We start from the raw sequence: 22,068 nt of genomic DNA on the forward strand, positions 1-22,068 counted from the left end.
GTGCTCCTCAGCTAGGTAAATAGCCAGCTACCCTAGCTGACAAAGAAAATTTGGCGGTCTGGGGGAAGGCGCTTTACCTTTGCCGCACTCAATTCTTTACCTGAAAGGATTGTTTTTATACAGAGGCGTGGAGAGACAGGCTCGACGAAACGCCGGCAACCTTCCGTAGCAGTACGGAAACGGTGCCAACTCCTGACCATATAAAAACAACGCATCGTGAACCGCTTCCTGCACTTCGCCCCAGCTTCTGCCACCCCTGCTCCCGTACAGCATGGCTGTTGTGGCATGTGGTGTTGGGCCGTCTGTACGCCGCTGGCCGCGTAAGAACCCGTCGGTTCACTGGCCCTAGCCGGGGCAATTCTGAGTTCTGGAGGTGCTGCCACCGCTGCCAAGGCGGGGCAATAGTTGCGGCCTGACGCGCTAGCTCTCCTCCGCCTTAACTGGCCCCCTCCCTACCCCCTCATGCGTGCTCAACCCGAAACCTGTTCGGGCTTACGCGGCTGCGTTGCTTACCTGAATCTTGGGCCAACTCCTAGAGGTTCTGGCTGTTATAGGGGGTAGCCTTTCCCATCGACTTTAACTTTCTATTTCTTCTTCCCTTCTCATGTCGCAGCCTTCAAAGCCAATTGGCATTTATTTCGAGCACCCCGAATGGTTTAAGCCGCTGTTTGCCGAGCTGGACCGCCGGGGCCTTCCCTACGAGAAAATCGACGCCGCTCACCATCTCTTCGACCCCTCCGAAACCGAAAGCCGCTACTCCCTGGTTGTTAACCGGATGAGCTCCTCGGCCTACCTCCGCGGACACGGCCAAGGTATCTTCCACACGGCCGGCTACGCCACCCACCTGGAGCGCATCGGCACGCGCATCATCAACGGCTCAGCGGCCACGGCCATCGAAACCAACAAGGCTCGCCAGCTCAGCCTGTTTGCATCTCTGGGCCTGAAATTCCCGAAGTCCTTCGTGATAAACCACGCTTCGCGGGTGCCTGATGCAGCCCGACAACTGCAATTCCCCATTGTAGTGAAAGTAAACATCGGGGGTAGCGGTGCGGGTATCATCCGTTTTGATACCATAGAAGGGGTAGAAGCCGCTGTAGCTGCCGGGCAGATTGACCTGGGCATCGACCAGACCGCCTTGGTACAGGAATATGTAACGCCTCGTGGCGGCAACATTCACCGCGTGGAAACCCTCAACGGCAAGTTCCTCTACGCCATGAAGGTGTACACCACTGGGGAAAGCTTCAACCTGTGCCCCGCCGAAATCTGCCAGATTCCGGAGGAGCCGGCCGCCGGCGACTTTTGCCTCACGGAAGCGCCTAAGAAAGGTATTCAGGTGGAAGCCTTCACGCCTCCCGCGGAGGTAGTAGAAGCCGTAGAGCGCATCGTGGCCGCCGCCAAAATTGATGTGGGCGGCATCGAATACCTGATTGATGACCGCACTGGCGACGTGCTATTCTACGACATCAATGCCCTGTCCAACTTCGTGGCCGATGCCGTGAACGTAGTGGGCTTCGACCCCTACGCCCGCTTTGTGGACTACCTCGAAACCCAGATAGGTACCACCTCAGCTGAGCCGCTGGCTGCTTCCGTTTCTGCGTCCTCCATCCAACAGCCGGTAGCGGCTTCAATCCACTAAGCCATGCGGTACGGATATTGGATGCCCGTTTTTGGCGGGTGGCTGCGCAACGTAGAAGACGAAAACATGCGCGCCGACTGGGACTACGTGAAGACGCTAGCCCAGCGCAGCGAAGACCTGGGCTACGACTTGTCCTTGATTGCTGAGCTAAACCTCAACGACATCAAGGGAGAGGAAGCCCCCTCGCTGGATGCCTGGAGCACGGCCGCTGCCCTGGCCGCCGTCACGAAGAAAATTGAGCTGATGGTAGCCGTGCGCCCTACCTTCCACTCACCGGCCCTGCTCGCCAAGCAAGCTGCTAACATTGACCACATCAGCGGGGGTAGAATTTCCCTGAACGTGGTGTCGTCGTGGTGGCAGGATGAGGCCAAGAAGTACGGCGTGCACTTCGAGCAACACGATGACCGCTACGCCCGCACCGCCGAGTGGCTGTACGTAGTAGACAACCTCTGGAAGCAGGACCACTTCACATTTGAAGGCAAGTTCTATAAGGTAACCGACTCTATTCTGCAGCCCAAGCCCATATCGCGCCCACGGCCGTTCATCTACGCCGGCGGCGAATCGGAAGCGGCCAAGAACCTGATTGCGGCTCAGTGCGACGGCTACGTGATGCACGGCGACGAGCCCGCCGCCATTGGCCGCCGCATCCGGGACCTTCAGGAGCGCCGCGACCGGCTGGGCCTGCCACCCATGAAGTTTGGGGTAGCTGCCTACTCTGTGGTGCGCAACACCGAAGCAGAGGTAAAGAAGGAGTTAGAGCGCATTACCAACGTGCAGGGCTCGGCGGCCGGCTACAAAAACTACCAGCAGTGGCTGGCCGGCACCCAGCTCGAAAACCAGGTTTCCCTGCAGGACTACTCGGTTTCTAACCGGGGCCTGCGCTCCGGCCTCACGGGTACGCCCCAACAAGTTGCTGACCGCATCGGTGAGTTCGAAGCCGTAGGTGTAGATCTGTTCCTCCTGCAGTGTAGCCCGCAGCTAGAGGAGATGGAGCGCTTCTCAGAAGCCGTCATCCAGGTGCTGGCGTAGAAGCGCCGATAGTCGTTAAAAGGCCCCGCTAGCGGTTACGTTAGCGGGGCCTTCGCTTTTGGCATAAGGAAAGCAGATGATTTTCCTTATGCCTACTCCGTGCCATTAATCCACTACCCCGCGCTCCACTGTCATCCAACTCTGCCTATTCACTACCGCGAGTACTACTTAGAAAACCTCGGGAAACTTTCCTCGCTTCTAAGCAAGGGCCGGCCAACTCTGGCTACACCCAGCCCTACTACCAACAGTGCTACTGCTACGCTGGCACTAGGTCCGAATTGGCCTAGGTTTAAGAGAAATTTGAGCGCGCCACCGCAGCTGAAAAAGAATAGGTACGCTATTTATAGCCATGCTCGGCAGAGTAAAAGCCGAAAGAGCTAGTAGTCGAGATGGTTAGAAAACGCTACCCCCTGCTCGATGGGAATATGATGACCTTTTATTGGTTGTTGGATTAACGGGATCCGCTTAAAGGATTGTCTACGAGTTCAACGCGTCGGGTTACCATACTCGTCGCGGGAAGAGACTCTTTTCTATGTCCGTGCAGCACCGGTTCCAGCGGGTAGTGACCTACTGCTTGCCTTACGCACTGGCTATTGGGCGGAAGTGCCCTATCTTTCGCCACTCATTTTTTGCACGCACTCAATGACTACGTACTATTGTTTGCCTGCGGGGGAGTTGTGGATCCGACCGGAAGGCTACCTGCACCTGGTCTGGGGACCTGGCTCCCGAGATTCGGCAGCAGCACAAGCGGTGTTCACTCAGGTATTGCACCTTCTCCAAGCTACCGGCTATCGCAAGCTGCTGACTGACCAGCGCCTACGGGCCACAGCCACCGAAGAGTATATAGGCTGGCTGCTCTCGGACTGGCTTACCCAGGTGGGTAGTAACCGGCTGCTGACACACGTAGCCGTTGTGGCCGCTCTGCCCCTTGATCTGCGGCTGCAGGCCGTGGATGTGTGCACGGAAGGGCGGCGGCGTTACGGCATCAAAAGTCAGTTTTTTGCTACCCCCGAGCAGGCCAGACAATGGCTGGAAAAGCCCAGCGCAGTGGAAACGGCTCCCTGATGGCCGCTCACCAGAGAAGCCAACCGCTCACGCCGGGTTGTCGTTGCCGGCCCAGTAGGAACTGGCAGGCAGGTTGCGTAGCAACAAGTACAGGCCCGAGGCTGAGAGCTGCTGAATCACCCGGCCACTAAAGCCACACCAATAGACCACAAGTTGGTGGAAGGCAGCTAGCTGCTCGATTTGCAACACGGCGTGCTGGCCGGCTGGGGCCAGGTTGCTGATCTGGTGGCAATCCAGCCACAGGATGCGGGTGCCAGCCTGGATCAGATGCTGAATGGCCTCGACTAACGCGGTAGCCTCCGCCGAACTGCAACAATTGCCCCGCAGGCGAAGGCCGGTGGCTCCCTGGTGGTGCTCCAGCTGAAGAGTAAAAGGCGTGTTCATGAGGCGGGAGGTGGCTTATCTAGCGCGAAGCTTTCACCGGGCAAAGGTCCGATCAAATTTGCTGTAAACGCCTCCGAGTATTCTCGTATTCGCACAAGAAAAACACGTATTAATACTAGCACAAAATCAATGTGAGAGGCACTCAAGCTGGAAATAGGATACGTCGGCTTGACTCGGCCCTCCATTGGGGAGATAACGCCAGCGACCTAATGCGAAAGCAGCCCTAGCAACGGGCCTGCTGGGTGCTTAACGAACCATACTAATTCATCTTGTCAGTCTGGCTGGAGGAGAAGCCCGACATTGATGGTTTACCTCTCTGTCTGACCATGTCTGTTTCTTCTGCTACTATGCCTAGCACGGCAGCTACCGCTATGGGCCCAACAGCCGTTTTCTTCATCCAGGTTGCGCAAAACCGCAAGCCAGGGAGCACAAAGCGCTGTAGTAACAATTTCTTCACCTGCCCCAGGCGATGGATCTGGCGGGTAGAGCGTTGAAGACTAGGCTGCTATTTGGTGGCTACTCTTTCTATGGCGTCCTCTCTGGTATCAATTGTGTTGCTGGCCAGTAGCGGGCTGGTCCTGTTTCTATACGCCGTAAGCCGCCTGGCACTGGCGTTACGACACGTAGCGGGAAAACGGGTACAGGACGTGCTGCATCGGTTTACCCACACCATTCCCCTAGCTATTCTCACGGGCACAATTGTTACAACCTTACTGGATTCTTCTTCCGTTGTTATTATTCTGGCTATTGCGCTGGTCAGCGCGGGCGCCCTCCCCTTCCGCAACTCGCTGGGCATCGTACTGGGAGCTAACATTGGCACCACCATTTCCAGTCAGCTTTTTGCCTTTGATATAGGCCGCTACGCTATTGTCGCCATGCTACCTGGGTTACTGTTGCTGCTGCTGAGTAAGAAGCGAGCGGGGCGCACCGCGGGGCGGGCCCTATTCTGCTTTGGGCTGCTGTTTTTCAGCTTATTTCTGATCGGGGAAGCCGCCGCCCCCCTCCGCAACTACGCGGGGGTGCAAGCGTGGCTGCTCCGGTTGGAGAATCCCATACGCGGAGCGGGGGTAGGCGCTATCGTGACCTTGCTCATTCAGTCTTCCTCCGCCACGCTGGGCATGGTCATCAAATTGGCCGCCAAGGGGCTGGTGACCTTACCGGCCGGAATTGCAGTCATGCTCGGGGCCGAGCTGGGCACCTGTTCTGATACGCTGCTGGCTACGCTGGGCCGGGGCCGGGCCGCGCTGAAGACGGGTCTTTTCCACTTGGGCTTCAACACCATTTCTATTGCCCTGGGTCTGCTACTGCTTGAGCCCTTCACGGCGCTTGTGCTGCGGCTGGCAGGCCAAGCCGACGTAGCCCGCCAGCTGGCCCACGCCCACGTGCTGTTCAACGTAACCGGGGTGCTGCTCTTTGCGCCTCTGCTACCGCTTTGTCAGCGCTTGCTCGATGCCTGGCTACCCGAAGCTAGCCCGCTGCGGCCACAACTGAGCGTGCAGTCAGCTTAAGCCGTTTTAGGTCAGTCAAACTGTGTCGTCTTTATCATATTGTAATGAACATCTTACTGATGAGCACTGCTCCTGTGCCAGCTAACAGGGAAGTGAGCAAGCGTATAGTGCATAGTATAACGGGGCGATTTATACCCTTTTCCAAACACTCCAGCTTACGCAGGTGGCTTACTTAACTAATCACTATTTTTGATATTTCCTGTTCTCACGCTCCGGTTTTCCTAGTGAAGTTCTTTTTCCTGTTTGGTATTTTCCTGCTCAGCCTGCACTCCTCTGTGGCCGACTCTAGAAGCCGCGGCCAGCTGCACCAGGAGTTGAAGCAGGCCCTGCAGCACAAGCAGGAGTATGATGCCCAGCGGAGGAACCGCATTGCCATTCTGACGGCCGCGTATGCATCCAACAAGAAAGACAACGAGGCGAAGTTTGACCTTGGTCTTCGCATCTACGACGAGTATAAGGCCTTTAAGTACGACTCGGCTTTCGCCTATAGCCAGAAGATAACGCAAGTAGCCCACCGCCTAAACAACCCCGAAAAAACGGAAATAGCCAAGCTCAAGCTGGCTTTTATTCTACTCTCGTCGGGGATGTTCAAAGAAACGTTTGAAACTATCGACGCTATCCGGCCCAATCGGCTGAGCTCGGCCGATAAGTTGGACTATTACTTTCTGAAAGCCCGGGCCTACAGCGACCTGGGGGTCTTCAATCAAGACCAAGTCTACCAACCGGCTTATAATACTAAGGCTCAGGCCTATGCCGATACGGCCTTGCAGTTTAGCCAGCCTGGCACCTACGATAATCTGGCCATCCGGCAATTCCAGGCAGTAAAATCCGGTGCCTTACAGGAGGGCGTTGACTTGTACCGTCAGATTCGCGCGCTTCCTAACCTGACGCTTCACCAACTAGCCGTCAGCGCCAGTACCACTGCGTATATCTACACGCTCTTGCAGCAGGAGGAGAAAGCCTATGAGTTACTGCTGGTATCGGCCACGGCTGATGTGAAGTCGGCAACCAAGGAAACAGTAGCCATCTTTCAGCTTTCAGACTATTGCTACCGCCACGGCGACCTGGAAAACGCGTACGCCTACATTAAGGAGGCCCGGGCCCAGGCAGCGTTTTACAAGGCTCGCCAGCGCCAGATAGAGATAAGCCATATTTCTTCCGTCATTGAAGCCCAGAAGATCAACATTATTGAAAACCAGCGCCGCTCCCTGAAGATTTATGCGGTGGCCGTGACGGTGCTCGTATTGTTCGCCATTGGGTTTGTGATTATTATCTTCCAGCAACTCCGCAAGCTGCAGAAAGCCGGCCAGCTGATTTCAGTGACCAACCGGGAGCTGCAGGAGCGCAACCACGAGCTGCGCCAGCTTAACACGGGGTTGAACGAGGCCAACAAGATCAAGGAAGAATACATTGCCTACTACTTCCACAACAACTCCCAGCTGATTGACAAGCTGGATGTGCTACGCAAGGCGCTGGACACGCAACTGGAAAACAAGCAGTATGGGGCCGTCCGGAAGCTGGTTGATGCTATCAACATCAAGCAGCAGCGCAATGAGCTATTCAAAGGGTTTGACACTGTCTTTCTGCGGCTGTTTCCTCACTTTATAGAGCAGTTCAACAGCTTGTTTAAGCAGGAAGACCAGTATCATGTATCGGAAGAGCAGCTGCTGCCAACGGAGCTGCGCATCTTTGCCCTCATCCGGCTAGGCATCACCGACAGCGAGCAGATCAGCCGCATGCTGGGCTACTCTATCAACACCATCTATACCTACAAAACGCGGGTAAAAAACCGCTCCATTATTCCCAACGAAGAGTTCGAGGCCCGGATTTTAGCCATCAACGCAATCTGAGGTTCCGTGGCAATAGGGCCAGCTACGGTGGCTGGCTCAGGTTCCGCCTACCCAAAATAACTAGGCTCCTGCTCTGAGCGGTGGCGGCCCTTTATACCGGCTGCGCCCAGTTTACAAGTCGGCTGCCAGCACCCTGCTTTCCTGTGACCCTCTATCCGTAGCGCTACCCCTGTGGCTGGGCGTTCTGGCCCATGTGCACCTTTCCACTAACTCAACAGTAAAGGTGGCAGGGCTACCACAACTGGCGGATGCCACGCATACTCGCATGCGTAGCTCCGTCGCTCCGTCCCACAGGCCGTTGTTTTCTCAGCCGGGCTCCTCCCTATTGAGCGGCACATTCGGGTAAACAGCACCCTGTTTCTGGCCTTGACTTAAGCTGAAATATGGCTGGCTGTTCCTGCCCCTTGCTGGTTGGTTCACCAAAGAAGTGAGTTGTTACTATTAATCGTAATACTGAGTTACTCAACCTGTAAATGCCCTGCTACCGGAACGTCTGCAGTCATAAAAGCAGAAAATACAGGTCATATTTCTTTCATATTTATCAATACTTTATTTAGCACAAGCACCTGTATATCATCAACATATAAGCTACACACCTTAATATTTTCTAGATCTGGTTTTGATAAGTTTTGGGTACCACCAAGGGGCCATTCATTTGTCTTGAGCTAGGTGCTGAACGAGAGGGGTAGCCGGCCACAATGGCTACTTCCGCCAGCACTTGGGTAACACATCAACCCATTGTTCCCGCCATCAATCCCACTCCTATGTCGGTACCCTTACTACCCCTACCTCGCCGTTAGCAAACGGCCTGAGGCTTATTGCTACCCCTAGGACGCGGTGTTCGCTATGAGCGTGTTTCCAAACCCAACCCAAGGCAGCTACACCTTTTCTTGCCAAGTGCAGGTAGGCAATAAGCTAGCCACGCGCCGTCTGGCTGTAACCCGCTAATGATTCCCGGAGCAGAAGCCGGGCCAGAAGCGCGGCCAGTATCCCACGCTTTCAACCCAGCCACTCTTTTTTCTACTTACTGGGCGCGCCTATACCCCGTGCAGTCCGCCCTGAACCATACTACCTGGATAAATGCCCTGAACGGTTGAGCAACGCCGGTGCAGGGTACCGTATCGCTGCAGCCCTACCAGTACCTTATTCTGCAAACCCAACCCGGGAAGTCCGGTCGCTAACCAACCGTAGCGGCTCCGCTCCCCGATACTTACCTGAATGAAAAATTCGTTAATTGTTGTGTTGCTGGCGGCTGGCCTACCCGCCCTCGCTCAGAACACGGCCCCGCTTACCGCCCGCCTCGATAAAGTCAGCCTGACGTTTGCTTTGTCCCCCGACGGGCGGCCTACCTACGCCGTGCAGTTAGGCCCGAAACCCGTCATCAACACCTCCCGCCTGGGCCTGGAGCTGGCCGATGGCAAAGGCTTCGATGGCCCCCTGGAAGTGACCGGCTCCGAGACCAAGAACGTAGATGAAAGCTGGAACCCGGTGTGGGGAGAGGTGAAAACCATCCGCAACCACTACCAGCAGCTCACGGTGCACTTGCGTCAGCCCCAGGCTCCCGGCCGCCGCCTCGATGTAGTGTTCCGGGTGTTTGCCGATGGGGTAGGCTTCCGCTACGAGTTTCCGCAGCAGCCCAATCTCACTTATTTCGTGGTGCAGCAGGAGAAAACGGAGTTCAACCTGCCGGCCAACCACAAAGCCTTCTGGATACCCGGCGACTACGACTCCAACGAGTATACCTACAGCACCACCCGCCTGAGCGAGGTAAATACCACGCCGATTGAGCCTATTCAGCTAAAGGCCGCGGCCCAGCGCATCCAAACCCCACTCATGCTCAAGTCCGACGACGGACTGTACGTGAACATCCATGAGGCGGCGCTGGTCAACTATCCGGCCATGATGCTGAACGTGAACACCAAGAGCTTCAGCCTGAGCAGCCAGCTGGTGCCCTCGGCCACCGGTGCAGCGGCTTACCTGCAAGCACCTGAGCACACGCCCTGGCGCACCATCATCGTCAGCGACAAAGCCCCCGAGGTGCTGGGCAGCAAGCTCATCCTCAACTTGAACGAGCCCACCAAGTTCCCGACTACCGACTGGATTAAGCCCCAGAAATTTGTGGGCGTGTGGTGGGAAATGCACGTGAATAAAGCCAGCTGGAACTACGCCGACACCAGCAACATCAAGCTGGTTGGCACCGACTGGAGCAAGCTGAAAGCCAACGGCCACCACGGCGCCAACACCGCCAACGTAAAGCGCTACATCGACTTCGCCGCTAAGCATGGCCTGCAAAGCGTGCTGGTAGAAGGCTGGAATGTGGGCTGGGAAGACTGGGCCAACAACTGGAAGGAAGAGGTATTCGACTTCGTGACGCCCTACCCCGATTTCAACGTGCAGGAGCTTCAGACTTACGCCGCCAGCAAGGGCGTGAAGCTGATGATGCACCACGAAACCAGCTCTTCGGTCACGAACTATGAGCGCCGCCAGGATGCCGCCTACCGCTTCATGAAGCAGTACGGCTACGACGCCGTGAAAACCGGCTATGTGGGCCGCATCATCCCGCGCGGGGAGCACCACGATGGCCAGTGGATGGTAAATCATTACAACCGCACGGCCCAGAAAACCGGCGAAAACCAGCTGATGGTGGACATGCACGAGTCGGTGCGCCCGACGGGTTTGCACCGCACTTATCCCAACTGGCTGGCCTCGGAAGCAGCACGCGGCAATGAGTTTAACGCCTGGAGCACGGGCAACCCACCCGAGCACGAAACCATTTTGCCCTTCACCCGCCTGATGGGCGGCCCCATGGACTACACACCCGGCATCTTTCAGATCAAGCTGGAAGGCTGGAACCCTGAGCGCAACCAGGGCAAGCAAGTGCACACCACGCTGGCCAAGCAGCTGGCCCTGTACGTGACCATGTACAGCCCCGTGCAGATGGCCGCCGATCTGCCCGAGGCCTACGAGCAGCACCTGGATGCCTTCCAGTTCATCAAGGACGTAGCCGTAGACTGGGACGATACGCGCATTCTGCTGGCTGAGCCCGGCGACTACCTCACCACGGCCCGCAAAGCCAAAGGCACTGAAGAGTGGTACGTGGGCTCCATCACGGATGAAAAGGCCCGTACCCAAACCATTACGCTCGATTTCCTCACGCCTGGCACTACCTACGAAGCCACTATCTACGCCGATGGCAAAGGTGCCAGCTGGGACAAGAACCCACAGGCTTACCAAATCCGCCGTCAGAAAGTCAGTAACAAGTCCACGCTGAAACTGCAACTCGCTGCCGGGGGAGGCGCGGCCATCAGCCTCAAGCCGGTTAATAAATAAGAACAGTGTAACCGAGCGGGCGCTTCAACGCTTCTGCTTCGTTTTCAACTTCCCATACTCCCTATCTTCTTCTGTAATGTCTTTGCTTCAAACTGCATACAACAATGGGTTAGCGTTTGTACTGGCTGCCGGGCTGCTAGGCGCCTGCAAATCGGATACTCCGGCAGCACCTGCCCCAAACCCAACTCCGCCGCCCACTACTCCTACCTCGCCCACGCCCACCCAATATGGCACCCCATTCACGGGCGTGCCCGCCCGCGAGGATGCCGTGATGTACCAAGTAAACATGCGCGCCTTTAGCCAGAGAGGCAACTTTGCCGGCGTTACGGCTCGCCTCGACTCCATCCGGGACCTAGGCGTGAACGTGCTTTATCTGATGCCGATTTACCCCATCGGCACCGACAGCAAATCAGTAAACTCGCCGTATGCCGTGAAGGATTACCGCGCGGTAAACTCTGAGTTTGGTTCCCTCACGGACTTGCGCACGTTGGTAGATGGGGCCCACCAGCGCGGCATGGCCGTGATGCTCGACTGGGTAGCCAACCACACCAGCTGGGACCACCCCTGGATAACCCAGCACCCCGACTGGTACCAGAAAAATGCGGCCGGCGCCATTACCTCCGTATCCAACAACGGCACTACCTATAACGATGTGGCCCAGCTCAACTTCAGCAACGCGGCTATGCGGCTGGAAATGATTTCGGCCCTGAAATCGTGGGTATACACGGCCAACGTAGACGGGTTCCGCTTCGACTACGCCGATTTCCAGCCCAACGACTTCTGGAAACAAGCCATTGACACGCTGCGCAATGTTAAGTCGCACAAGCTGCTGCTTTTGGCCGAGAGCAGCCGTTCCTCCAACTTCGCTTCCGGCTTCGACTACAATTTCGGCTTCAACTGGTATGGCGGCATCTACCAAGTGTATAAAAACGGGGCAGCCGCTACCGCCTTCGATGGGCTGAACACCACTGAGTACAATGGCGCTACCGGTACCCAGAACGTGGTGCGCTACATCACCAACCACGACGTAAACGGCTCCGACGGTACACCAGTCGAGCTGTTCGGCGGGAAGGCGGGGGCTATGTCGGCCTTTGTAATAACGGCCCTCTACAAGGGCGTGCCCATGATCTACAATGGGCAGGAAGCAGGCATGAGTCAGCGCATTCCTTTCCCTTTTACCGGGGTGAAAGTAGCCTGGGGCGCCAATCCTGACGTAAAGCGAGCCTACAAGCAGTTGCTAGCGGCCCGCGCCGGCAGCGCCGCCCTACGCACGGGCACGCCCACCGCTTACAGCACCACCAACGTGTGCGCCTTCACTAAAACGGCTGGCTCTGAGCAAGCCTTGGTGCTAGTGAACGTGCGCAATACCTCCCAGACGTATACCGTCCCTACGGCGTTAGCCGGTACTTGGACCAACGCGCTGCAGGGTGGTACTATCACGCTGGGTAGCCAAGTTTCCCTCTCTCCTTACGGCTACTTGGTCCTGAAAAAATAAAAGCAAATCCTAGTCTCAACCCTCTTTTCGGTGTGGAAAGAGGCTTGAGACTAGGATTAGTTAAGGGAGTACAAAGCCTATGAGTCTACGCCCTGATACTGCTGCACCTATCCAGACGCCAGCTAGATTGTCCAGCAGTACGTACGTGTAGGAGCATACCTACTCTCCTCAGGAAATTACTTAAGTAAGCAGCCTACCCACTAAGCAACTGGCTTAGTGGGTAGGCTGCTTTCCGGGCGCACTACCCGGCTTTAATACAAGAGAGTTGAAGAACGGTGCGCGCTGGATCTTGCTAGTCTTGCCAGTGGCATCAGTTGGTATAAATTGAAGCATATATACCACATCATTCACGAGTAAGCACCGAACACAGATATACGCTGGCCTTCCCGTGTAAGTAGGCGTAATAGCTTTGGAATCAAATTCAATCCCGTTGAATCCACCTAGGGTAAATGTTGAACGGTTTAAGACGACAGCACCGCTCCGCTCACCAAAGCCATCGAGAATAGCATCATAGTACCTGTCAGGAGATGACCAATCTTGTTCTTTTCCGGAAGGAGCAGGGCCCAGTTCTGTCCGGACGATGACATACTTCCCGTTGACGTCGTTCGTGGTGAACATCTTGACGGGGGACGGCATTTCTTGTTGCTGAGGCTGTGCCGGCAGGCGTACGGACAGACGTTCATCCACAGCAAAAGAATTCCAATCAGCAATACGGAATGAAGAGGCTGCTACGCATAGCAGCAAGAGATAAAACAGGGTATAACGTTTTTGCATCTTAAGAGATAGGAAGGCACCGTGGGATAGTAAGTACAAAGCTCACTGTATCACTTGTGTGCACTTTGTTGGTCTTGTTAGGATTGTTTTTTCTACCCTGGCACGGTTTAAATGCTCGTGTACATCAACTAGGCGACTGACCTGTGTGCCAGATTCCTGTTTAACGGACTTAATCCAACCAAATGATTTGTTGAGGCAGTAATGTGGAAATCTTGTCCCATAAAACGCCCCAGCACAACAAAAAAATAGCAGCAAAACTCTGAACATCAGAATTTTGCTGCTATTAAAAGTGGGCCCAGCTGGAATCGAACCAGCGACCTACTGATTATGAGTCAGTTGCTCTAACCGATTGAGCTATAGGCCCTTGCTTTGCGCAACCATCAAGTGGTTGGTTCCAGCTGTGCAAACTTCGACTTTTGTCGGCAGATTTGCAAAGCCTACCCCCTGACTTCCCGCAAACCGTTCGTTGCCCCCTTCTGCTATGTCAACCAAACTGCCTAACCTGCTCTTCGATTTTGGAGGCGTTATTATCAACATCGATTACGCCCTGACCCGCGAGGCCATGCGCCGATACGGCGCCAGCATTGAGTTTACTCAGGCGGCCCAGGCCGAACTATTTGACCTGATGGAAACTGGCCGTCTCACTCCGGAGGAGTTCCGGAAGGGACTGCGGGAACACTACCAACTAACGGCTACCGATGCCGAATTGGATGCTGCCTGGAACGCCATGCTGCTGGATGTGCCCGCCGAGCGCCTAGCCCTGATTGCGGAGCTACGTGCCCAGGGTCACCAGACCGCCCTGCTCTCCAACACCAACCAGATTCATATTGAGGAGATTAACCGGCGCCTGCGCGAGCAGTACAGCTTCGAGCACGGCATTGCCGATGCCCTGGATCGGGTATTTTACTCCCAGGAGGTAGGATGGCGCAAGCCTGGTGAGGAAATTTTCCGGCACGCCCTGGAGCAGATGAACTGGAAGGCCGAAGAAACGTTATTCATTGAAGACAGCCCCCAGCACATTGAAACGGCTCGCCGGCTGGGGCTGCGCACCTTATTTCTGACTCCGCCGCTCACGCTGCAAGACGCTTTGCCCGCTGCCCTTCGTGCCTTTCCCCGAGAATACTCCGCCCCTACCCCCGCCTGAGCGCGAGGTCCCGTTTCCGCTTACCCATGCTGCCCTGGCTGCCCGCGAAGCTGAGGCAGCCTTTACCCGCTACGAGCGGCCAGCCCGCCCCCGCTGGTGGCGCTACGGCCTGCACCTGCTGCTGTTCCTTGTTACGCTCCTGACAGCTACCCTTGCCGGCTTTTCTCTGCAAACGGGTACTGTTGACTTTATACCGGTGCAGCTTTTCTGGCGAGTTCCGGTAGCGCAATGGCCTCAGTTTCTGGAGCCAGGGCTTTGGTACTCAGTGCCCTTTCTGGGGGTGCTGGCCGTACATGAGTTTGGGCACTACTTCACGGCCCGCTACAACCGAATCCGGACGACGCTGCCTTATTTCATCCCCTTCCCGATGGGCTTCGGCACGTTCGGGGCCGTTATCCGAATCAAGGACCGAATTTTTTCGCGGCGGGAGTTTTTTGACGTGGGCATAGCCGGTCCGCTGGCGGGCTTGGTAGTAGCGGTGGGTATATTGGCCTACGGGCTTACCCACCTGCCGCCGCTGGAGTACCTGTATGGCATACACCCGGAGTACCGTTTCTACGGTGCGGCGTATGCCCAGCACGCCTACCAGCCGGGGCAACCGGTGGGCTACGTGTTGTCGCAGCCGTTGCTGTTTCAAGGCATGGCCTCCCTGTTGGCCGACCCTACCCTGATGCCCCACCCCAACGAACTGCTGCACTACCCCTTGTTGGTAGCTGGAGTGTTGTCGTTGTTTTTTACGGCTCTGAATCTATTGCCCATTGGTCAGCTTGATGGGGGACACATTGTGTATGGTCTGTTAGGCCCTCAGCGTGCAGCACGGGTGTCGGTGGTGCTGTTCACGGCCTTTATCTTTTACGCTGGGCTAGGGCTTTTCTCCACCTTCTCCGACTCCGATGTGTGGCTGTATGGGGCGCTACCCTACGGTGCGTATCTGGTGGCGGTATTCCGGCGGGTAGTGCCCACCCTGAGGCGTGCGCTGCTGCTGGGGGCTGGTGTGTGGGCGGCTCAGATAGCTTTGGCGTCGTTGTTTCCGGGCTTGGAGGGCAACCCTGGCTGGTTGTTGTTTGGGCTGATGCTGGCCCGGCTAACCGGCATTTTTCACCCGCCAGCTCCTGATGAGCGCCCACTTTCTACGGGCCGAAAAGTGTTGGGCTGGTTAATGCTGGTTATTTTTGTGCTCTGCTTTACGCCTTTCCCTTTTATTATCCGCTAAAGCTATTTGCCGGATAGGCCGCGTGGCTAGTGCCGGCTTTGCGAATGACATTTCTTCAGTTTTCTCAATCTCACTTTTTCCGAGGCTCCACGCTGTTGCTCATGCGCCAGCACGGACTGTATGTAAGCCAGCGCAACCGACGCGGGGTTGCGTGGCTGGAAACTGAAATTCCTTACGAAGAGCTGCTACCAGTAGGGCTTGAGTACGCCGCGCCCGGTCCGCTCCGCGCACCCTCCCTCGGGAGCTGGGTAGGCATTTGGGTGGTGCTGCAGGTGCTGGTGCAACTCCTGAAAACTCAGCCTCAACTATCTGAGGAGCTGGTATGGGTAGGAGCCATAGGGTTTGTGCTTGGCCTTAGTGCAGTTTACTTGGTGCGGCGCTACCTGCAGCGTACCGTTACGCTGGGCACCAACCGCATCCGTATTACCCTCCGCGACCAGAAAAACCAGCGCGCGGCTCTGGAGGCCTTTACGGAGGAGCTCCGCCAACGGGCTCACGGTTATCTGCGCGAAGAGTACGCTCAAATTAACCCTCTGGGCCCCATAGAATTGCAGCTTCACCGCCTCAAGTGGTTGCATCACCTGGAGGTTCTTTCTGCCGCCGAGCTTAAGAGCCTCAGCACTCGCCTTACCGGCCGCCTCTCGCTCGACCCGCTTACGCTCATGGGCCAGGAGTTGGAAACACCCTATGTAAACTAAGTTATTACTGCGTTCTTATCCTGTTCTTCTATGCCTAATAGCCTTGTCCACCAGGAACTCAGACAATCATACCCTCTCGTTGGCTATACTCATCTTACCTTGGGAGAGGCAGGCTTATCCGTGGAGCAGACCCGCTTCTTCAACCGCACCGAACTCCTGATTCCATATGAAGATCTACTTCCTATTGGCAGGGGCCGGCACCACAATTTCCCTTTCCGACTTACACTAGCGGCCCTCTTCGTTGGGTTTGGCTGCTTGAAGGCAGTGTATATGCTGATTATGCAGCCTAATCATCGCGAGTCGGCTGGGTGGCTTTTGCTACTTTTGCTAGGAGTGTTAGCGGTAGTAGTTTATCAAGCCCTGCAGCTTTGGCGGCACGATTTTCTGCTGACTACCGGACGAGGTAACATCATCCTCTTTGATAGCCGGCGGAACCGTGTGGCTCTCGAATCCTTTGTGACCACCTTGCGTGATCATACTCATGCGGCCCTGCTCAACCGCTATGCTATCATTGATGCCTTACTGCCTGCTGAGCCTCAGCTCAGCCGCCTGCAATGGCTACATTCATTGGGTGTTCTTACTGAAAGCCAATTCCACAACCTAAAAACTCGGTTGATTGGACGTTTTTATGGGAGCGAAAATATTCTCGGTAGTGAGCACGGGCTGGCACCATCGGAAAATTAAATAACAAAGAACCCGCTGACAGTGCTGCCAGCGGGTTCTTTGTTATGCTAGATAGCTACCTGCTTACCCAAGCGCCGTAACGCCGGGCAGCTCCTTGCCTTCCATGTACTCCAGCAGGGCGCCGCCGCCGGTGCTGATGTAGGAAACCTGCTCCGAGAAGCCCAGTTGGTTTACGGCCGCTGCCGAGTCGCCGCCGCCGATGAGGCTGAAGGCGCCGCCCTGGGTAGCATCGGCAATGGCCTGGGCTACGGACTCGGTGCCTTTGGCAAAGCTGCTCATTTCGAACACGCCCATGGGGCCGTTCCACAGGATGGTCTTCGACTGGCGCACGATGTCGGAGAAAGCCTTGATAGACTCCGGGCCGAGGTCGAGGCCCAGCCAGCCATCCGGAATCTGGTTGTTGGGGGCCACTTTGGTTTCCGCGTCGTTGGCAAACTTGTCGGCAATGACGCTGTCGGTGGGCAGCACTAGGTTTACGCCTTTGGCTTTAGCCTTCTCGATCAGCTCCAGGGCCAGGTCCATCTTATCGGCTTCCAGCAGGGAATTGCCGATTTGGCCACCCTGGGCCTTGGCAAAGGTGTAGGCCATGCCACCCCCGATGAGCAGGTTATCTACCTTGTCGAGCAGCTTCTCGATGATGAGAATTTTGTCGGAAATCTTGGCGCCGCCCATGATGGCGGTGAAGGGGCGCTCAGCTTGTTCCAGCACCTTTTTGGCGTTGTCCAGCTCGCCCTGCAGCAGGTAGCCGCCTACCCGGTCTTCGGGCGCAAAGCTCTCAGCAATAACCGCGGTGGAGGCGTGCTTGCGGTGCGCGGCCCCGAAGGCATCGTTCACGTACACCTGACCGAGTTTAGCCAGCTTGGCGGCAAACTCCGCGTTGCCTTTTTCTTCTTCGCCGTAGAAGCGCACGTTTTCTACCAGCAGAATCTGGCCGGGCTGCAGGGCCTGGGCTTTTTCCTCAGCCTGCAGGGCGTCATCGGCAAACTGCACTTCCTGGCCGTACTCCTGGCCCAGACGGGCGACAATGTGCTTCAGGGAGTATTTTTCTTCCGGTCCGCCCTTGGGCCGGCCCAGGTGCGAGAGCAGCACCACGGAGCCACCATCCTGCAGGATTTTCTTGATGGTAGGGGTAGCGGCCCGGATGCGGGTGTCATCGGTAATGGCGAAGCTCTTATCCAGCGGCACGTTGAAGTCCACGCGCACCACGGCACGCTTGCCGGCGAAGTTGTACTGATCGAGGGTTTTCATGGAAAAGGAAATGGGTTTGGCTGGGGCGAAGGTAAGATTTTGAGACAATGAGGGGGTAGTCGGAAAACGCATACGCGAAAAGCAGGAAGATTACGGTTCACGGATTCTACTTGACACATTCTGCCTAGGCTCTTTGTTGGTGCGCAGTAGCAAGCGTTGCGTATCCGTTACGTCCTCACCTCCCGAAATACTACCTTTGCCCCTACGTATGAAAATAGGCATCTTCTTCGGCGGCCCGTCGCGTGAGCGGGAAATCAGCTTCGCGGGCGGCCGCACCGTGTACGATAACCTGGATAAGTCCTTGTTTGAGGCCGTTCCCGTGTTTGTGGACAGCCGCGGCAACTTCATTCAGCTCAACTGGGAGTATATCTATAAAGGCACCATCCGGGACTTTTACCCGCCCGTATCGGCGCTGCCGCGCACGGAGCTGCCGGTGCAGATGTACTTCGAGAGCTTGGGCGAACTAAGCCTGGAGGAGCAGGACCGCATCATTTCTGAAGTGGGCCGCCGCATTCAGCCCCAAGAGCTGAGCAGCCTCATGGACTTTGCTTTCCTGGCTCTGCACGGACCGGCGGGCGAAGACGGCGCCATTCAGGGCTTGCTGGAATGGTACGGCATTCCGTACTCGGGCTCCGGCATTCTGCCCTCGGCCTTCGGCATCGATAAGATTGCCCAGAAAAAGCTCCTAAAAGCCCTGAATCGCCCTACCCCCGACTTCCGCCTCATCACGGCTGAAGAGTGGGACGCCGCCGACGCACAGGCTACCCTCGACTACCTGGTGCGCGAGTTGGGCTTGCCGATAGTGTTTAAGGCCCCGCGCCAGGGTAGCAGCATTGGCGTGAGCATTCTGCGCGAAGCCAACGTAGCAAAATTCGCCACGGCCGTGGAGCGCAGCCTGTTCCGCAAAACCGTAACGCGCCAGGAGTGGCAGGGCCTATCGGAGCAAAAGAAAACGGTGTGGCTGCAGCAGCTGGTGGATATCCGCGAGGGGATTGGCCTGCCGGTAGTGGTGGAGTTGCCTGTTAGCAGTTCTCAGCTGTCAGGTGCAAGCAACGACAGCACTGCCAGCAACTGGCAACCGGCAACTGCTAACTCGCAACTGATTTATCAGCCCGAGCAACTCCTGAACACGCTAAACGAGCAGCTGCAAACCGCCGAAGCGGTACGCCTGACCAGCGTGGAAGGCGAAACCCAGGTGCTGGTAGAAAGCTTCGTGCAGGGCCGCGAGTTTTCGTGCATTGTGGTGGAAGACCCCACCGGGCAGCCCCTGGCCCTACCCCCCACGGAGATTGTAAAGGGCGAGGAAATGTTCGACTACCGCTCGAAATACCTGCCTGGCCTCTCGCGTAAAGTCACCCCCATTGATCTGCCCGAAGCTGATATTCAGCGCATCCGCGAAGCCTGTGAGGAGATGTTCCGCACCTTCGGCTTCCAGGTGTACGCCCGCCTCGACGGCTTCATTGGCGCCGACGGCAAGCTGTTCCTCAATGACCCGAATACGACCTCGGGTATGCTGCCGGCCTCGTTCTTTTTCCACCAGGCCGCTGAAATTGGGCTGAACCCTTCGCAGTTCCTGACTTACCTGATTCGGACCTCCCTGGCGGCGCGGCGCCGGGCAGGGCTGCGGCCCGTGAAGCTGGCCGGCCTGCTCACCCAACTGGATGCAGCCGTAGCGGCCCGAGCCTCGGAGGAGCGCACCCGCACCAAAGTGGCCGTGATTATGGGCGGTTACTCCTCGGAGCGGCACATTTCGGTGGAAAGCGGCCGCAACATCTACGAGAAGCTCAGCTCCTCGGTGAAGTACGAGCCGGTTCCGGTGTTTCTGACGGGTAGCAGCCAGGAGTTCCGGCTTTACGTGCTGCCCATCAACGTGATGCTCAAAGACAACGCCGACGACATTCGGGAGAAAGTGGAGCACATGGAGGCCGGCCACGGCCTGCACCCCATCTTGGAGCGCATTCGTCGTGAGGCTTCGGCTATTACTAGCACCTACGCCGGGCAGCCCACGGCCCAGCCCAGCCGCGTATCCTTCGATGAGTTGGCACAGATGGTGGATGAGGTGTTTATTGCCCTGCACGGCCGCCCCGGCGAGGATGGCGCCCTGCAGCGGGAGCTGGAAAAATATGGCCTGCCCTACAACGGCTCGGGCGTGGAAAGCTCCAGCATTACCATCAATAAGTTCGAGACCAACCGCCGCCTGCGCGAAGCCGGCATGCGCGTGGCCGAGCACCGCATGGCTAACCGCCTGGAGTGGGACGCTGACCACGAAGGCTTCTACCGCAGCCTGGAAACCCAGTTCCCCTACCCCTTCATTGCCAAGCCTGCCGACGACGGCTGCTCTTCGGCCGTGAAGAAAATCAAGAACCGCCAGGAGTTGGAGGCCTTCACCCGCCTCATCTTCCGCGACCAGGAGGCGCTCAGCGAGGCCGAAGCTACTACCCTCAGCCTGGGCTTCAAGGAGGAATTCCCGCAGAAGGATGCTTTCCTGGTAGAAACCCTGATTGACCGCGACGGCGCCGCGCACTTCCTGGAAATTACGGGCGGTCTGCTCACTCACTGGACTGACGGCGGTGAGTTGCAGATTGAAGTGTTTGAAGCCTCCGAGGCCCTGGCCACCGGCGAGGTGCTGAGCCTGGAGGAAAAATTCCTGGCCGGCGAAGGCCAGAATATTACCCCGGCCCGCTACGCTACGGACCTCACGGAGCGCCAGCGCGTGTCGGAGGAAGTGAAGAAGGAGCTGCGCCGGGTGGCTGAAATCCTGAATATTCAGGGCTATGCCCGCATTGATGCGTTTGTGCGGGTGCGCCAGAACGGGGCCGTGGAGGTGATTATCATTGAGGTGAACTCCCTACCCGGCATGACGCCCGCCACCTGCATCTTCCACCAAACCGCCCTGGCCGGCTACACCCCCTACGACTTCATCGACCGGATTCTAGAGTTCGGCAAGCAGCGGACCGAGAAGGCCACTGCCGTGCAGAGTTAGCATACTAGTTCCCCCTCCTCAGCTGAGGAGGGGTTAGGGGTGGTTGAAGGACTAGAGCTAAAACTAGAACTAGTATTCGTTCAATGCTTCGGTCAACTACCCCTAGCCCTTCCTCATCTGAGGACAGAAACTAGCACTAGCCTTCTAATTTCTAGCTTTGTTGCTTCTAGCCTTCAGTTATTAATCTTTCCCCTGATGTCTTTCTTTAAATCCGATACTCCCGCCGACCTGCTCAAGCATGTGCTGGTGATTTTGCTGGCGACGGGTATCTTGGTGTTCGGGTTCTTTTACGTGTATCTGCCCATCACCACCAACCACGGCGAAACCATTGTGGTACCCAAGGTAACGGGCATGAGTCAGGCCGAACTGGAGGACTACCTCGACGAGCGGGACCTGGCCTATTTCGTGGATGACAGCACCTACGACGCCAGCATCCGACCCGGCACTGTGCTGACCCAGGAGCCCAAGGCAGGCGAAAAGGTGAAGGAAGGCCGTAAGATTTATATTTCGGTGGCCATGAAGAACCCGCCCGTCATCAAGATGCCCAAACTGACGGACGGCTCCCTGAAAAACGCCCAGCTCATTCTGAAAAGCTATGACCTGATTGTGGGCCAGATTAAGCTCGTGCCCAACATCCAGAAAGATGCCGTACTGCGGCAGTTTGTGGGCGGCAAGGAGGTAGCACCGGGCGCGGCCATCACCAAAGGCACCCGCGTAGATCTGGAGGTGGGCGACGGCCTGGGCAATCAGGAATTCCCCATGCCGAACCTGGTGAACATGCCCGTCGATGAAGCTACTACCCTACTCGTGGGCCAGGGCCTGCAGGTAGGCGAAATTTTCTATCAGGAACCCGAAGAAGGCCAGACGGAAGGCACCGTAGTAAAGCAACGTCCCGTGGCCACCCCCGGCACTACCATCCGGATGGGCCAGTTGGTTGACCTCTGGGTGGCTGGCCAGGAGCCCGTGAAGGCAGTTCAATAGTCAGGTTGAAATACCCGCGAAAAAGGTTCGTTGTGTTAGCAGCGAA

At 56.7% G+C, this 22,068-nt stretch carries 16 protein-coding genes, 1 tRNA gene and 1 riboswitch; of the genes, 13 read left to right on the forward strand and 4 right to left on the reverse strand.

Annotated elements, in window-relative coordinates:
- The first annotated feature begins 112 nt into the window (after positions 1–112).
- A riboswitch (SAM riboswitch) is annotated at positions 113–207 on the forward strand.
- Between the two features lie 397 nt (positions 208–604).
- From DNI29_RS20110 to DNI29_RS20120, 3 genes are all read left to right on the forward strand, one after another.
- Complete coding sequence (locus DNI29_RS20110) at positions 605–1,636, forward strand: ATP-grasp domain-containing protein (RefSeq protein WP_110979930.1); 1,032 nt, start codon at positions 605–607, stop codon at positions 1,634–1,636.
- A gap of 3 nt (positions 1,637–1,639) precedes the next feature.
- Positions 1,640–2,665 (forward strand): LLM class flavin-dependent oxidoreductase, encoded by a 1,026-nt coding sequence (locus DNI29_RS20115; RefSeq protein ID WP_110979931.1) that lies wholly within the window; start codon positions 1,640–1,642, stop codon positions 2,663–2,665.
- Between the two features lie 642 nt (positions 2,666–3,307).
- A complete protein-coding gene (locus tag DNI29_RS20120) occupies positions 3,308–3,730 on the forward strand; it encodes a hypothetical protein (RefSeq protein WP_123823342.1) in 423 nt (140 codons plus the stop codon).
- A 27-nt stretch (positions 3,731–3,757) separates the two neighbouring features.
- Here the strand turns inward: DNI29_RS20120 and DNI29_RS20125 are convergent, their stop codons facing one another.
- On the reverse strand, positions 3,758–4,114 hold the full coding sequence (locus DNI29_RS20125) for a hypothetical protein (RefSeq protein WP_110979933.1): 357 nt from the start codon (positions 4,112–4,114) through the stop codon (positions 3,758–3,760).
- Between the two features lie 527 nt (positions 4,115–4,641).
- On the opposite strand from DNI29_RS20125, the gene DNI29_RS20130 reads away from it, so the two are divergent.
- The 4 genes from DNI29_RS20130 to DNI29_RS20145 all read left to right on the forward strand — a co-directional run bounded on the left by DNI29_RS20130 (position 4,642) and on the right by DNI29_RS20145 (position 12,297).
- Positions 4,642–5,622 carry a Na/Pi cotransporter family protein gene (locus DNI29_RS20130; protein ID WP_110979934.1) on the forward strand — a complete coding sequence of 327 codons (981 nt, stop codon included), beginning with the start codon at positions 4,642–4,644 and terminating at the stop codon, positions 5,620–5,622.
- A 224-nt stretch (positions 5,623–5,846) separates the two neighbouring features.
- Positions 5,847–7,472 carry a SusR family glycan utilization regulator gene (susR, locus tag DNI29_RS20135; RefSeq protein WP_110979935.1) on the forward strand — a complete coding sequence of 542 codons (1,626 nt, stop codon included), beginning with the start codon at positions 5,847–5,849 and terminating at the stop codon, positions 7,470–7,472.
- A 1,218-nt stretch (positions 7,473–8,690) separates the two neighbouring features.
- Complete coding sequence (locus tag DNI29_RS20140) at positions 8,691–10,802, forward strand: glycoside hydrolase family 97 protein (protein WP_110979936.1); 2,112 nt, start codon at positions 8,691–8,693, stop codon at positions 10,800–10,802.
- A gap of 76 nt (positions 10,803–10,878) precedes the next feature.
- Entirely contained in the window at positions 10,879–12,297 is a 1,419-nt protein-coding gene (locus tag DNI29_RS20145) for an alpha-amylase family glycosyl hydrolase (RefSeq protein WP_110979937.1), read from the forward strand.
- Positions 12,298–12,510: 213 nt separating this feature from the next.
- On the opposite strand, the gene DNI29_RS20150 is transcribed toward DNI29_RS20145, so the two are convergent.
- The gene (locus DNI29_RS20150) at positions 12,511–13,071 is read right to left on the reverse strand and encodes a hypothetical protein (protein ID WP_110979938.1); all 561 of its coding nucleotides are present in this window, start codon (positions 13,069–13,071) and stop codon (positions 12,511–12,513) included.
- 290 nt (positions 13,072–13,361) lie between these two features.
- A tRNA-Ile gene (locus tag DNI29_RS20155) sits at positions 13,362–13,435 on the reverse strand.
- A gap of 117 nt (positions 13,436–13,552) precedes the next feature.
- On the opposite strand from DNI29_RS20155, the gene DNI29_RS20160 reads away from it, so the two are divergent.
- From DNI29_RS20160 to DNI29_RS20175, 4 genes are all read left to right on the forward strand, one after another.
- Positions 13,553–14,215, forward strand: coding sequence for an HAD family hydrolase (locus tag DNI29_RS20160; RefSeq protein ID WP_110979939.1), 663 nt, complete (start codon positions 13,553–13,555; stop codon positions 14,213–14,215).
- On the forward strand, positions 14,175–15,428 hold the full coding sequence (locus DNI29_RS20165; protein ID WP_238388158.1) for a site-2 protease family protein: 1,254 nt from the start codon (positions 14,175–14,177) through the stop codon (positions 15,426–15,428). The genes DNI29_RS20160 and DNI29_RS20165 overlap by 41 nt, the downstream gene beginning before the upstream one ends.
- 101 nt (positions 15,429–15,529) lie before the next feature.
- Positions 15,530–16,126 (forward strand): hypothetical protein, encoded by a 597-nt coding sequence (locus DNI29_RS20170; protein ID WP_110979940.1) that lies wholly within the window; start codon positions 15,530–15,532, stop codon positions 16,124–16,126.
- 30 nt (positions 16,127–16,156) lie between these two features.
- Positions 16,157–16,810 carry a hypothetical protein gene (locus DNI29_RS20175; protein WP_110979941.1) on the forward strand — a complete coding sequence of 218 codons (654 nt, stop codon included), beginning with the start codon at positions 16,157–16,159 and terminating at the stop codon, positions 16,808–16,810.
- Between the two features lie 63 nt (positions 16,811–16,873).
- On the opposite strand, the gene DNI29_RS20180 is transcribed toward DNI29_RS20175, so the two are convergent.
- A complete protein-coding gene (locus DNI29_RS20180; RefSeq protein WP_110979942.1) occupies positions 16,874–18,058 on the reverse strand; it encodes a phosphoglycerate kinase in 1,185 nt (394 codons plus the stop codon).
- Positions 18,059–18,266: 208 nt separating this feature from the next.
- On the opposite strand from DNI29_RS20180, the gene DNI29_RS20185 reads away from it, so the two are divergent.
- Positions 18,267–21,041, forward strand: a complete 2,775-nt coding sequence (locus tag DNI29_RS20185) for a D-alanine--D-alanine ligase family protein (protein ID WP_110979943.1) — start codon at positions 18,267–18,269, stop codon at positions 21,039–21,041.
- A gap of 195 nt (positions 21,042–21,236) precedes the next feature.
- Entirely contained in the window at positions 21,237–22,022 is a 786-nt protein-coding gene (locus tag DNI29_RS20190; protein ID WP_110979944.1) for a PASTA domain-containing protein, read from the forward strand.
- Positions 22,023–22,068 lie beyond the last annotated feature (46 nt).

It is taken from the genome of Hymenobacter sediminis, from assembly GCF_003231285.1.
Taxonomy (GTDB): domain Bacteria; phylum Bacteroidota; class Bacteroidia; order Cytophagales; family Hymenobacteraceae; genus Hymenobacter; species Hymenobacter sediminis.

Coding starts and splice junctions, on each gene's coding strand:
- DNI29_RS20110 (WP_110979930.1), top strand. CDS start 605: ATGTCGCAGCCTTCAAAGCCAATTGGCATTTATTTCGAGCACCCCGAA.
- DNI29_RS20115 (WP_110979931.1), top strand. CDS start 1,640: ATGCGGTACGGATATTGGATGCCCGTTTTTGGCGGGTGGCTGCGCAAC.
- DNI29_RS20120 (WP_123823342.1), top strand. CDS start 3,308: ATGACTACGTACTATTGTTTGCCTGCGGGGGAGTTGTGGATCCGACCG.
- DNI29_RS20125 (WP_110979933.1), bottom strand. CDS start 4,114: ATGAACACGCCTTTTACTCTTCAGCTGGAGCACCACCAGGGAGCCACC.
- DNI29_RS20130 (WP_110979934.1), top strand. CDS start 4,642: ATGGCGTCCTCTCTGGTATCAATTGTGTTGCTGGCCAGTAGCGGGCTG.
- DNI29_RS20140 (WP_110979936.1), top strand. CDS start 8,691: ATGAAAAATTCGTTAATTGTTGTGTTGCTGGCGGCTGGCCTACCCGCC.
- DNI29_RS20145 (WP_110979937.1), top strand. CDS start 10,879: ATGTCTTTGCTTCAAACTGCATACAACAATGGGTTAGCGTTTGTACTG.
- DNI29_RS20150 (WP_110979938.1), bottom strand. CDS start 13,071: ATGCAAAAACGTTATACCCTGTTTTATCTCTTGCTGCTATGCGTAGCA.
- DNI29_RS20160 (WP_110979939.1), top strand. CDS start 13,553: ATGTCAACCAAACTGCCTAACCTGCTCTTCGATTTTGGAGGCGTTATT.
- DNI29_RS20170 (WP_110979940.1), top strand. CDS start 15,530: ATGCGCCAGCACGGACTGTATGTAAGCCAGCGCAACCGACGCGGGGTT.
- DNI29_RS20175 (WP_110979941.1), top strand. CDS start 16,157: ATGCCTAATAGCCTTGTCCACCAGGAACTCAGACAATCATACCCTCTC.
- DNI29_RS20180 (WP_110979942.1), bottom strand. CDS start 18,058: ATGAAAACCCTCGATCAGTACAACTTCGCCGGCAAGCGTGCCGTGGTG.
- DNI29_RS20185 (WP_110979943.1), top strand. CDS start 18,267: ATGAAAATAGGCATCTTCTTCGGCGGCCCGTCGCGTGAGCGGGAAATC.
- DNI29_RS20190 (WP_110979944.1), top strand. CDS start 21,237: ATGTCTTTCTTTAAATCCGATACTCCCGCCGACCTGCTCAAGCATGTG.